We start from the raw sequence: 13,398 nt of genomic DNA on the forward strand, positions 1-13,398 counted from the left end.
AAAGAAAGTACGGTAACTGTGATATAACCATACTTTCTTTTTAAATCAGTCCGTCAAATTCGGTATCAAACTTATAGCTTCTTCTTTTTTCTTATCGACAATCTTCGCATAAATTTGAGTTGTGGCAATATTTTTATGTCCTAACAATTTGCTAACTGTGTACAAGTCAGCCCCCAATGTAAGCATCATGGTAGCATGGGTATGCCGGGCAACATGAAACGAGATATGCTTAATAATCCCTGCGTCTTTCGCCCATTTTTGAAGTATTTTATTTATAGTTCCCTCATGCGTCAAAGGAAAAATCAAATCATCGCCTTTTGCTTCATTTTGTTGCGGCAACCACTTTAACGCTTCATCGGATATAGGCAGATAAAGCGGTTCTTTTGTTTTCTGCATCTTTATTTCAATTCTTATTCTTTCACCGCTTTTCTGCAAATCGTTCCACTTCAATTTTCTTATATCGCTTACACGCAGCCCACACAAACAACTGAAAAGAAAGGCTTGTTTCATTATCTCATACTTGCACTCTGTCCCGATAAGCCGCTTCAATTCCTCTATTGTCAAATACTCCCTGCGGCTGACTTCCGCTTTTACCTTACTGGCAAAATCAAACTCTTTCGTTGGATTGACCGTAATAATCCCCTCTTTATAGGCTCTATTTATAGCGGTACGCAGCACCCCATAGTAAGCAATAACGGAATTATTACTTAATACACCCCCAGCCTTTAACAAACCAAACTTGCTTGCTTTCTTCGCTTGTTTCAAGAAATCCACAAAGCTATTTAAGAAGTCCTTATCTATATCACGAAAAGCTATGTAATCCCCTCTGAACAACTTTAGTTCACGGATGGTATTACCAACAGTCTTTTCATAGTTCAAGCTGCCACGTTCTTTAGATTGGCTTCTCATGTTCATTAAATAATCAATCACATTCGCTTTTGACTTGTTGGTGTTCTGAAAACCGTGTGCATCATTTTGTAACTCCACTATCCTCTTACTCTGAATCGCTTTTGCAAGAGCCAATGTAGCTTCGTTCTTCGCCTTATCCTCCCTCGTTTTTTCGGGTATAAGGTACAACTTCAAAAATTCATATTGCCGTTTACCGCCAACATAATTTTCTTTTCTAATAACATCACCTGTATAATAGTCCAAATAAATAGACTGGTTGCCATTGGCAAGCTGCTTGAATCTAATCCTTACAGGTTCTTTCAATTTAACTTCTTGTTTTTTCTTCGCCATAATTATGTTCTTATTTTGTTACCGATACAAATATAGCGATTTGTTTTGTTACTCCAATGAATACGGGTAACAAAATAGTAACAAAATAAAGGCATTTATTAGACTAAACAAGAAAACAAGGAAAATAAAGGAAATTACACTCAATAAACATAAAATACTAAATACCAATATCTTATATTTAATATTTTATCTCATTTTTTCTCTTTTTCCACAACTGACAGCTGTTGATGATGTTCTGCCACAGGACATAGCTCCCCGGGCCAACAGAAGACAAGGGGTTCAAATAGGTGTAAGACATCCAGATCGCTAACACGGTATTTTTTTGCCCCAAGGCTTGTCCGGCGCTAATACGGTCATTGTATTTCTTGCCGATGCGCTTTCCCCAATAAAACTGCGCGATACAGGTTATCAAGCCGCCTAAAGCGATCAGGATTTCTACATAAATCTCCGCCTCGCTATTAACCAAGGATTTCAGGGTCTGCCCGGTCACGGTAGCTAGAGCGACGGCCCAGAGATAAAAGGCCATGTCTCGAAGCCCCGCAAGGAAGCGATGGATAGGTGGTATGAATCTACGCAAGAACAAAGCGAGGAAAAACGGGAATAACAGCAATGGGAAGACTTTTCCCAAGATATTCAAGAATGCGGCGAAGAAAGTAATCTCGGCATGCGGTTCCACTAATGGGAAGACCAGCGGCACGACAATCGCTGCCAATAGATTCGATAATAAGGTATAAGTAGTCAGACTAGAGGCGCTTCCCCCTAATTTACCCGTAATCACGGCGGCCGCCGTAGCAGTCGGGCAAATCAGGCAGACCATCGCTCCCTCAAACACGTCCCGGTATTCCTCTCTCATTGGCAACCATAACAATAAGGCTGCAAGCACCAAACTGGAAACCGCTTGGATAAGCAATAGCCAACCATGCCAAGGGCTGGGCATCAATTCCCGGACAGAGATCTTACAGAAGGTTAAGAGCAACTGCGCAAAAATCAAAAAGGGCGTCAGATACGCTATTAAAGTGTACATGAACGGCTTTGTAGGCTCCAGAAAAGTAACATTGGCGAAAACAAAATACCCTATCGCACCCGCTAACATAGAGATAGGGAGTGTCCATGTCTTGAAGAATTTCAACATAACGCCTATTCTTTTAATTCGGGATGCAAAATAACATCTTTCCACCGAAAGAGGCAAACAAAAACCGTTCTATTGTTGGCTCTGTCTCCTAAATTTCGAGGGAGATAAGCCCTCTTTCTTCGTGAAAAAAGTAGAAAACTGAGATACAGTCTCAAAATTAAGCGCATACGCTATCTCTGAAATACTTAATCGAGAAGTACTTAATAGCTCTTTTGCTCGAAGATAACGTAAATGCAATTGATATTGAGCGGGAGATACCCCCGTATAAGATTTAAAGGTACTTCGAAACCAAGAATAACTCACATTCAAACTCTGAGCGATCGATTCCACCGACATAGGATTATCAATATTCCTCTTCATGAAAGCTCGTGCCTCATTGATCTTCTCCACCGCATCTGACTGCCCTAAAAAACGATTCTTCTCTTTATAATATATCTCCCCCATCAGATAAAAGACAATACTAGAAATAAGTTGCTGATAACCGTTTCGCTCCTTTATAGCATGAGAAACTATTTCCTCATACAAACCTATAATTGTAACATTCACCCCTATCTCATAGACAGGATTCTCTTTTGAGAAAAATTTATTAGAAATCCAACCCTCTATTAAATTGCCTCTAAAACCCACCCAATACTCGTACCAACCATTTTCCGCTGGAGAATAGGTATGCCACTCTCCCGGAAACAACAAGATCATCGTCCCTGCTTTAATCTTTTTTCGTTTAAAAGACTGGGATTCAAAGAACCCACAACCTTCAGAAATGTACACCAATTGGTACTCCGTTAATATACGTCCTTTTTCCGGGTTGAAAGAATACGTCAAAGGATGTTGTTGCCTGACAGGGTAAATACTATGCGGAGGTATGGATTGATAACCGACTGTTGTAACCATCATCCCCCATAGCTCATCCATCGGACTAACATTCAGATAACGAATGTTATTATTTTGTGTACTCATAAAAAGATATCCTCCTTATAACATTACTAAATAATTGACCAAAGATAATATATTTCACACACATGACAGAAGATATGAAGTACTACTTACCCGACGCAGTATATATCCTAAGGGACTTGAAGTATATCTTCTACGACAAGGGAAGTTCACTTTCTCTAAACTAAACTATCACTTTTCTAAAATATAAAATCAAATAGATAAAACAAGACCAAAAGCAACCCTATATCTTTGCTGTTGGTCAAAGAAGATAATATGAAACTAAAATTCAATCTATAAAACATGGAAAACAAAAAAATAAATGTAGGATTGGTTGGGATGGGATTAAATACCTATTGGTCCCAATTTGAAGGACTCTATGAAAAACTTTGCAAATATCAGAAAAAGATAGCAGACTCTTTAACACGTCCGGATATAAGTATAATCAACGCTGGGATCTTAGATCGTCCGGAGGAAGCCAAAAACATCGCAGATGTCTTATCGCATGAAAATATAGAAGTACTTTTTGTTTATATCTCGACATATGCGCTATCATCTACGATATTACCGTTGGCACAACGCCTAAAAGTTCCCATAATACTATTAAACATACAGCCCTCTTCTCACATAGACTATACATATATTAATAGTCTAGGAGACCGAGGTCTCATGACAGGCGAATGGTTAGCGAATTGCCAAGCATGCTCCGTCCCTGAATTCGCGAATATACTTATCCGTTCTGGGCTACCTTTTAAGATCGTGACGGGGCATTTGGAAGACAACGCAACTTGGGCCGAGTTAAACGACTGGCTCGACGCAACCGTGGTTATGGCAGGTATGAGAGAGCATCGTATGGGTATATTAGGCCATTATTATTGTGGGATGTTGGATGTTTACTCAGATATATCCCAGCAATCCTCTTCTTTCGGCACACATATCGAACTACTGGAAATGTGCGAGCTAAAAGCTTACAGAGATGCGGTATCAGACCAGGAGATCAAAGAAAAAATAATGGAATTCCAACGTAAGTTCGAGGTAGTCGCTGAATGTGAAGAAACGGAGCTAATACGTGCTGCTCGCACATCCGTCGCATTAGACAAATTAATCAAAAGCCATCAGCTAGGCTCAATGGCTTACTATTACGAAGGTTATCCCGGCAATGATTATGAGGATATTGTAACCTCTGTTATAGCAGGTAACACCTTATTGACCGGCAAGAACATACCTATAGCTGGCGAATGCGAGGTTAAAAATGTTCAAGCCATGAAAATACTCTCCCTGCTAAAAGCCGGCGGATCTTTTTCCGAGTTTTATGCCATGGACTTTAAAGACGATGTCATATTACTTGGTCATGATGGTCCTGCCCACTTCGCCATGTCCGATGGTAAAGTAAAACTCGTACCTCTTCCTGTTTATCATGGTAAACCGGGCAAAGGATTATCCATTCAAATGACCGTCAAGAATGGGCCAGTCACCCTATTGTCTGTTTGTGAAGGAAAGGAGGGAATATTTTTATTGGTAGCCGAAGGAGAGTCCGTTCCGGGCCCTGTTCTGGAGATAGGTAATACAAATAGCCGGTATCGTTTTTCTTGTGGGGTAAAAAGCTTTATGGAAAACTGGAGCAAAGCTGGTCCGTCACATCATTGCGCTATCGGAATAGGTCATCTTGCTAGCAAACTGGAAAAAACGGGATTTTTATTAAATATTCCTGTCATAAAGATCGCTTAAGGGATCATCTTAACATCTCTAATAAAAAAGACTTCTTAGGACTGCCATATATGACTTTCCCATAGTCCTCTCTGCAAATATCATAGTTCTATCGGAACTATGTCTCTTTTATATTTCCACTTTGCAAAAATCTAAAAATATTAGTAACCACATATTAAAAAAATGATATTTAATGTTTGATAAATGATATTGTTCTTCCAATAAATATCTTTTTCATATAGCTATAATCTCATAAATACATCTGCTAGTTTCATAGTTCCGATAGTACTAATATCAAATTAGATGTTGCCTATGAAATAAAAAGTATTAGACCTTTAAATCACCTATTTTATTGGTAATCATTTTACCACCAACAATTTAATATCAATCTAATAATTTAATTATTTAAATTATGAAAAACATTCTTTTCACAACGAGGAAGAACAATGGTGTTCCAATGTTAAAAAGCACCCTTCCTATTATTCTATTTAGCATGTTCCCAGGAATTGCCGGTATTGCGGCAACGGAATCTGCGACACTAGACAATCCTTTGGTTTCAACGGTGACTCAACAAAACAAAAAAGTCAGCGGTGTTGTTTATGACACAAATGGAGATCCTGCCATCGGAGCAAATGTCATCGTAAAAGGGACAACCAATGGAACCATTACAGACATGGATGGTAAATATACGTTGGAAGTACCGGCAAATGCCATTTTGCAAATTTCCTACATCGGATACAATACCCAAGAAATACCAATAGGTAATAAAACAACAATCAACATAAATCTTAAAGAAGATACACAAGCCCTAGACGAAGTAGTCGTCGTAGCCTACGGTACTCAAAAAGCACGTTCAGTAACAGGGTCTATGAGTAAGCTTGATGCTAGTGAACTATCTGATATGCCGGTTTCCCAGATTGGGGAAAAATTACAAGGAAAATTCTCTGGAGTACAAATCAACCAAGCCAATGGAGAACCAAACGGCGGTTTAGTGATCCGTGTGCGTGGTGCGGCTTCTATCAATGGAGGAAACGAACCATTAGTGGTTATCGATGGTTTCCCCACTACTTCCGGTTTGGCATCCATCAGCCCGGATGAGATCGAGAATATCACTGTATTGAAAGATGCGGCTTCTGCCTCTTTGTATGGATCCCGCGCAGCCAATGGTGTTATCTTGGTAACTACAAAAAGCGCTAAAGGAGTAAGCGCAGGTAAACCGCATATCGATTTCAGCGCATACTTCGGAATTGACAAGGTCTCCAATCAAGGAAGGCCTGATTTGATGAATGCACAAGAATTTGCCCAGTTCAAGAAAGAATATTATGAAGATCAAGCACTTTACGAAGGTTATACAGGAGGAGTTCCCGAATGTTATCAAAACCCACAAGCAATAGGTAAGGGCACGGATTGGTTTGATATTCTTTTGCAAGACGCAATCACACAAAACTACAACTTAGGCCTAAGCGCAGCAGGAGAGAAATTCAAATCAGCTGTCAATATCAATTACAACGCAAAAGAAGGTGTTATTTTGAACACTTACTCCAATCGTTTCGCCGCACGTGCCAATAACGTATATGAAGCATCTGACCGTGTTTCATTCGGATTAAATGTCTCCGGATCTTACACAATCGGTCAATTAACAGACGGATTAGGTGGTGGACGTTACATCATAGGTTCTGCCATGTTGATGGACCCGCAGTTGAAATACAAGAATGATGACGGAACTTATCCTATCGCCTATACGCAACCGGGTATGTTTGCCAACCCTAACTATTATCTTGTACTTACTCAGCGTCAGAATCCTTCTAAAACCTTCAGAGGCACGGTCAATGCCTATACAGACATCAAGATCATTGATGGCTTGAAGTATCGTTTAAGTGCTAATGCGGATTTGGCGAACAACTCTCGTTCAAACTGGATTCCATCTACCGCAAACGGAGCTATGTTCTCCGCTCCTCCTCAACCAGCCACAGGTTCCTATCATACTTCTAATTACGTAAACTGGCTATTGGAAAACACGTTAACTTACAACAAGACAATCGCAAATGATCATAACCTTGATATTTTAGTAGGTTATACGACTCAGAAAAACACACAGGAAAACGCTCGAATCGACGCTTCCGACTATCCGGATGATGAGCTACCTTGGTTTGGAGCCGCAATCACAAGAACAGGAAACTCTGATGCTGATAAATGGGGTAGCTGGGCTATGATCTCTTATTTGGGACGTTTGAATTACGACTATAAAGAAAAATATATCTTATCTGTAGCATTCCGCCGGGATGGTTGTTCCCGATTTGGTTCGAATGCGAAATTCGCCAACTTCCCGTCCGTTTCAGTGGGCTGGATCGCTTCAGATGAGCCTTTCATGGAGAAATACGATAAAGTTAGCCATTTGAAACTTCGCGGTAGTTATGGACTGGTAGGAAACTACAACATCGGAAATTATACCTATTTGGCTTCCGTAGGCTCCTACAACTATGTGACAGATGGATCTATCACCGCTGGACGTGCTCTTTCCCGTATCGGAAACAACGAGCTGACCTGGGAGACAACCAAACAAATGGACTTCGGTGTGGATTTAGGGTTATTCAACGATCGTGTATTCTTAGTCTATGATTACTACAGAAAATGGACGGATGGTCTCTTGTATCAGATTGATATCCCCTACTCTTCCGGATTCAGCAATATTCAATCTAACATCGGTGAGTTCCATTTCTGGGGTCATGAGATCAGTTTGGAAACAAAGAATATGGTAGGAGCCTTTAAATGGAATACGCAGATTAATGTATCCATCGACCGAAACAAAGCCGCCAAATTGGGGACAAACGATACTCCCATTGGAGGCTTCAACAACCAAGAAGATTACAACCATACCGCTGTAGGGAAACCATTAGGTATGTTCTACGGATACGTATACGACGGAGTATTCATGACTGAGGCTGAATATGAGGCAGGTCCTAAGCATGCGTCATCCATGGTTGGTACTGTACGAATGAAAGACCTGAATGGAGACAACAAGATTGACATGGACGATAGAACTTATATTGGAAATCCGAATCCCGACTTCACATTCGGCATAACGAATGAATTCTCATGGAGAAACTTTGATGCCAGCCTGTTATTGACCGGATCCGTTGGAAACGACATCATTGACGGCACATTGGAGTGGACAGAGAATATTGATGGCGTATTCAACGTACATAAAGGTGTAGCCAACCGATGGCGTTCCGTAGACAATCCCGGTGACGGACAAGTTCCACGTACTCGTACAGGTACAACAGAGCTATTCCGTTATACAAACTCTCGCTGGGTATCAAACGGTTCTTATTTAAGGGTTAAGAATTTGACCGTAGGCTATACTATTCCCATCAAGAAGAATCCATACGTGAAAGGACTACGCATTTATGCAAGTGGACAGAACTTATTGACTTGGACAGGGTATAAAGGTATGAACCCGGAAGTCAGTGGCAAAGGTGCCAGTGGCTTATATCAAGGGGTAGACAATACCGCTTATCCGGTAGCTCGTACATTCTCCTTAGGCGTTAATGTTAAATTTTAAAAGTTAAATCAGTATGAAAAAAAGATATTTATATGTTGCAGCTTTGGCTGCATTGTTGAATTTTTCGTCTTGCAGTAATTCTTTTTTGGACTTAAATCCGGATACAGCCATTACAGCAAATACATTCTACAAAACAGCAGAGCACTTCGACCAAGCACTAGTCGCTTCTTACACAGCTTTCAGAAGCATTGCTCAAACCGGAATAATGATGGATGAAATGCGCTCGGATAATTCCTTCTATACCTTCTACTCAGGAGATAGAGGCCCATACGCTTCAACGGAGGTACTAGCCTTGTTCTTGGATAGCGGAGATCCTATTAGCTGGATAGAGACCCGATACAAAGACAATTATACTTGTATAGGTCGTGTCAATACAATCTTGAATCGTTTGGAATCCTCTGAAATGACAGATTCAGAAAAAAACGCAGTAAAAGCCGAGGCTCTATTTTTAAGAGCATACTATTATTACGACTTGGTTCAGCACTGGGGGGGAGTCCCTTTGATATTGGAGGAGGTACAGAACGAAGCTGATGCGTTTAAAGCAAAATCTTCAGCTGAAGAGGTTTATAACCAAATTATCACAGACCTTACGGAAGCGATTACGTTAGGTTTACCTGTGCCTTCTAAATTCCCGCAAAGCGGACGAGCAACGATGGGAGCCGCAAAAATGTTGAGAGCATACGCTTACATGTCTCAACCCGATCGGAATTATCCGGCCGCAGAGCAAGACTTGAAAGATATCACAAAGATGAATTATACATTGTTGAGTGATTACAATGCTGTATTTGACAAAGCGAATAAAAACAACCAAGAATCCATATTGGAAGTACAATACGCCAATGACGGTAGTACAGATGAGTGGAATCGTATTCCTTGGAATATAATCCCTAAATGTAGTAACAATGAAGTCCTTATGGGTATCGCTGGTTCCAATTATGTAGGTGCATGGCCTGGTGGTACCGCCGGAGGTTGGAATGTTCCCACGGATGAAATGATCCAATCTTATGAAAAGGGAGACAAACGTTTAGAGGCATCTATCGCAGTGGCAGAAGGAACGTTGGATGGTGATAACTTCACATTCGAAGAAGTTAAAAGCCCGATCGGTTACACGCCAGCTGCAGGAAAAGACTTCCGTTACTTTGTAAAGAAGTATTATCATCCACCTTACACCTATTCACTGAGGGCAGACGATAATTTCCCGGTTTACCGTTACTCAGGCGCCTTATTGCTATTATCAGAGGCATTGGTGAAACAAGGTAAGAACGCAGAAGCTTTGCCTTATATTAACCAAGTAAGAGAAAGAGCGGGACTTAAACCTTTAGCGTCTGTAACATTAAACGATGTTATGGATGAAATGCGCCATGAGTTGGCCTTCGAGAACAAACGTTGGACGGATTTAATCCGCAATGATCAAGCCATTGAAAAAATGACAGCATTCGGCAAGACCATGAAAGCTCTCTATCCGTGGATTTTACCTTCCGCATTCAACGTCACGAAAGAGCGTTTCGTATACGCCTTCCCGAGACGTGAAATGGACATCAATTATCTATTGGAACAGAATCCCGGATATTAATATAATTATTCCTTTTGAAGAGGGCCGGCAATAGCCAGCCCTCTCGGAGATTACACTAATTTTATAGCGGATTTATATAAACAATTTAATAGCATGAAAACACAGGAATTAGTCAAGTATCTATCTTTCGCTATTACATGCGGATATTTATCTTGGGGCTTAACGAGTTGTGATGGGCAAGAAGCCATGAGTTCCGATAATTGGGCTACATTGGAAACCGGATTTAAAGATCCGAAAGCAGAATATCGAACAGCACCTTTCGCCGTATGGAATGGTAAGGTGACAAAAGAAGAGGTAGAACGGACAATCCAAGAGTTGAAAGACGCCGGATCTGGAGGAGCATTTATACATCCACGTCCAGGTCTCATTACCGAATATATGTCAGACGAATGGTACTCTTTGTACAGGCATGCTGTCGACTATGGAAAAAAAAATGATATGAACATCTGGATCTATGACGAGAACTCATATCCCAGTGGTTTCGCAGGTGGACATGTTCCCGAACTGATGCCGGAGTCTTATAATCAAGGACAAGGTTTGGCTTTGAAAAAAGCTGAGCTATTACCCGAGAAGTTAGACAACTGTTTTATCTGCCTAAAAAAAGAGGGTGACAAATGGAAAGACATCACAAACGAAGTTGACTCCTACAAACAAAAGAAAGGAGAATATTACCTGTATGAGAAAACATTCTATGGACGCTCGGATTGGTATGGTGGATATTCTTACGTAGATGTCATGGTAAAAGGCGTAACCGAGAAGTTCATCGACGTAACGATGCAAGGTTATGAGAAGGTTGCTAAAAATGAGTTTGGCAAGACCATACCGGGTATTTTTACTGACGAACCCAATATCCAGAGCTCCGGAGGTCTGCGCTGGACACCGGATTTGTTCGACGTATTCCAGCAAAAGTGGAATTACGATTTAAGACCTTTATTGCCATTGTTAGAAGAAGAAGTCGGCAACTGGAAAGAGGTACGTCATAACTACATGGAAACCTTATTGCAATTATTTATCGATCGATGGTCAAAACCATTTCATTCCTATTGCGAGCAAAACAATTTACAATGGACAGGCCATTACTGGGAACATGGTTGGCCTTATATGAATGACGGACCGGATAACATGGCCATGTATGCTTGGCATCAAGTCCCGGCCATCGATATGTTGTTCAACCAATTTGATGATAAAAGCCCCGTCGCGCAATTCGGTAACGTACGTGCGGTAAAAGAGCTGAGGAGCGTGGCCAATCAAATGGGATATATCCGGACTTTGAGTGAGACATACGGTGGAGGAGGCTGGGATGAGACCTTCAAAGACTTCAAGAGTTTAGGTGATTGGGAATACGTATTAGGTGTCAATTTTATGAACCAACATCTTTCGCACATGACATTGACCGGCGCTCGTAAATACGATTACCCTCCAGTATTTACATACCATTCTCCTTGGTGGTCTAACTACAAGAGCTTGAATGATTACTACGCACGCTTATCTTGGGTCATGAGTAAAGGTGTACAAGACAATGACATATTGGTTATCGAACCGAACTCTACCCTATGGAGCTATTATTCTCACACAAAAAGTAGCAAGCAATTGATGGAAGTCGGGCAAGCCTTCCAAACCTTTGTGACAACTTTGGAAAAGAGTCAAGTAGAATACGATCTGGGCTCTGAGAATATCATCAAGGATCAAGGAGCCGTAAAAAACGGTCAATTCGTCATCGGAAAAGCAGCTTACTCAACAGTAGTTCTTCCTCCTTTGATGGAGACTTTAAATAAGCCCACATTCGATTTACTACAAAAATTCGTTCTGCAAGGAGGAAAAGTGGTACGTTTCTCCTCTCCCAATCGGATTGATGGCGCAGAAAACGGCGAATTAGCCAAAGTATTAAGCGCACAATCGGTCATATCCTACGATCAATTGAATGAAAAAGTCATTCAAGATGCTTTTCCTCCAAAAGATTGTAAATTTTCTTTTAAGGGAGGCGACTTATTCCATCAACGTCGTAAGTTTGCAGATGGGGAATTGCTATTCTTAGTCAACTCATCCATGACCGAGTCCGTAGAGGGAACCATAGCCACAGTCGGCAAATCTGCAATCCGCCTAGATGCCATGGAAGGTAAGATTTATTCCTATCCTTCCGTTGTAGACAATGGGTTATTACATACAGATTTCCATTTGGAACCTGCAGGAAGTTTATTACTTTATTATTCCAACCATATATTGAAAGGATATCCGGAAGCACCCGCTATCGCCGGAAATACGAAATTGGCAGCTAGCAAAAGTGTTGAAGTAAAACGTTTGAAAGAAAATGCATTGAATATTGATTTCTGTGATGTATCCGTAAAGGGAAAAACTCAGAAAAACATTTATTTTGCACAAGCTGCCGATATGGTATTCAAGGAATATGGTTTTACAAATGGCAATCCATGGAACACTTCTGTACAATACAAAAGAAATATCTTGGATAGGGACACCTTCAAGACCGGAGGATTCGTCGCAACCTACCATTTCAACGTGAATGATAAGTTTGATTATTCTACGATGAAACTGGTAGCTGAACGTCCTGAGTTTTTCTCCGTGAAAGTAAACGGACAGCAAGTACAGGCCATTCCTGGTGAATGGTGGCTAGACCGCTCTTTCGGAGTATACGCGATCGGAAACATGGTGAAACAAGGAACCAACACGGTCGAGATGAGTGTGACACCAATGAGTATATTCGCAGAGATCGAACCGATCTATGTGATCGGTGATTTTGCGGTTGTTCCTGAAAGCAAAGGATGGAGCATCAGCGCTCCAGTAGAGAAACTGACTTTGGGCAGCTGGAAAGAACAAAAACAACCGTTCTATTCTTGGGATGTTTCCTATACAAAGGAATACGACGTGAAAGATACCTCTAAACCCTACACCATCCAGTTGAACGCTTGGAACGGTACGGTCACCGAAGTCTACGTGAACGGCGAGAAAGCCGGAATCATCGGGTTTGATCCATATCGCTTGAATGTAGCCTCCTATTTGAAACCTGGAAAAAATCAAATAGAAGTCCGCGTAATAGGAAGCCACAAGAACCTGTTAGGCCCGCATTATAACAACCCGAATCCGGGTCTGGCCAGTCCATGGCATTGGAAGAATATTCGCAAGCAAATACCCGGCTCCGACTATCAGATGCTGGATTATGGCTTAATGGAAGATTTTGACCTTGTTTATTAATAGAGATAATAATGGCATCAAAGCATGATTATACGCATAACATGC

7 protein-coding genes are annotated in these 13,398 nt (G+C 41.0%); 4 read left to right on the forward strand and 3 right to left on the reverse strand.

The annotated features are described in order from the left end of the window. Positions 1–45: 45 nt before the first annotated feature. The 3 genes from ACESPU_RS14005 to ACESPU_RS14015 form a co-directional block, all read right to left on the reverse strand. A complete protein-coding gene (locus ACESPU_RS14005) occupies positions 46–1,239 on the reverse strand; it encodes a site-specific integrase (RefSeq protein WP_004315367.1) in 1,194 nt (397 codons plus the stop codon). A 178-nt stretch (positions 1,240–1,417) separates the two neighbouring features. Continuing rightward, positions 1,418–2,371 (reverse strand): transporter, encoded by a 954-nt coding sequence (locus ACESPU_RS14010; RefSeq protein WP_373133456.1) that lies wholly within the window; start codon positions 2,369–2,371, stop codon positions 1,418–1,420. A 69-nt stretch (positions 2,372–2,440) separates the two neighbouring features. Next, positions 2,441–3,328, reverse strand: coding sequence for an AraC family transcriptional regulator (locus tag ACESPU_RS14015; protein WP_008780808.1), 888 nt, complete (start codon positions 3,326–3,328; stop codon positions 2,441–2,443). Between the two features lie 279 nt (positions 3,329–3,607). Here ACESPU_RS14015 and ACESPU_RS14020 point away from each other — a divergent pair, with 279 nt between their 5' ends. The 4 genes from ACESPU_RS14020 (at position 3,608) to ACESPU_RS14035 (ending at position 13,353) form a co-directional block, all read left to right on the forward strand. After that, the gene (locus ACESPU_RS14020; RefSeq protein ID WP_122368697.1) at positions 3,608–5,032 is read left to right on the forward strand and encodes an L-fucose/L-arabinose isomerase family protein; all 1,425 of its coding nucleotides are present in this window, start codon (positions 3,608–3,610) and stop codon (positions 5,030–5,032) included. 472 nt (positions 5,033–5,504) lie between these two features. After that, positions 5,505–8,573 carry a SusC/RagA family TonB-linked outer membrane protein gene (locus ACESPU_RS14025; RefSeq protein ID WP_373133457.1) on the forward strand — a complete coding sequence of 1,023 codons (3,069 nt, stop codon included), beginning with the start codon at positions 5,505–5,507 and terminating at the stop codon, positions 8,571–8,573. A 13-nt stretch (positions 8,574–8,586) separates the two neighbouring features. Beyond that, positions 8,587–10,146 (forward strand): RagB/SusD family nutrient uptake outer membrane protein, encoded by a 1,560-nt coding sequence (locus ACESPU_RS14030; protein ID WP_008780805.1) that lies wholly within the window; start codon positions 8,587–8,589, stop codon positions 10,144–10,146. A gap of 93 nt (positions 10,147–10,239) precedes the next feature. Continuing rightward, positions 10,240–13,353: a glycosyl hydrolase gene (locus ACESPU_RS14035; RefSeq protein ID WP_373133458.1), complete on the forward strand. Its 3,114-nt coding sequence runs from the start codon at positions 10,240–10,242 to the stop codon at positions 13,351–13,353. The last annotated feature ends 45 nt before the right edge of the window (positions 13,354–13,398 follow it).

Source organism: Parabacteroides sp. 20_3, assembly GCF_964238835.1.
Lineage (GTDB): Bacteria > Bacteroidota > Bacteroidia > Bacteroidales > Tannerellaceae > Parabacteroides > Parabacteroides distasonis.

Bases quoted from the DNA above. Each gene is read 5' to 3' on its own strand.
- ACESPU_RS14005 (WP_004315367.1), bottom strand. From the start codon at position 1,239: ATGGCGAAGAAAAAACAAGAAGTTAAATTGAAAGAACCTGTAAGGATT.
- ACESPU_RS14010 (WP_373133456.1), bottom strand. From the start codon at position 2,371: ATGTTGAAATTCTTCAAGACATGGACACTCCCTATCTCTATGTTAGCG.
- ACESPU_RS14015 (WP_008780808.1), bottom strand. From the start codon at position 3,328: ATGAGTACACAAAATAATAACATTCGTTATCTGAATGTTAGTCCGATG.
- ACESPU_RS14020 (WP_122368697.1), top strand. From the start codon at position 3,608: ATGGAAAACAAAAAAATAAATGTAGGATTGGTTGGGATGGGATTAAAT.
- ACESPU_RS14025 (WP_373133457.1), top strand. From the start codon at position 5,505: ATGTTCCCAGGAATTGCCGGTATTGCGGCAACGGAATCTGCGACACTA.
- ACESPU_RS14030 (WP_008780805.1), top strand. From the start codon at position 8,587: ATGAAAAAAAGATATTTATATGTTGCAGCTTTGGCTGCATTGTTGAAT.
- ACESPU_RS14035 (WP_373133458.1), top strand. From the start codon at position 10,240: ATGAAAACACAGGAATTAGTCAAGTATCTATCTTTCGCTATTACATGC.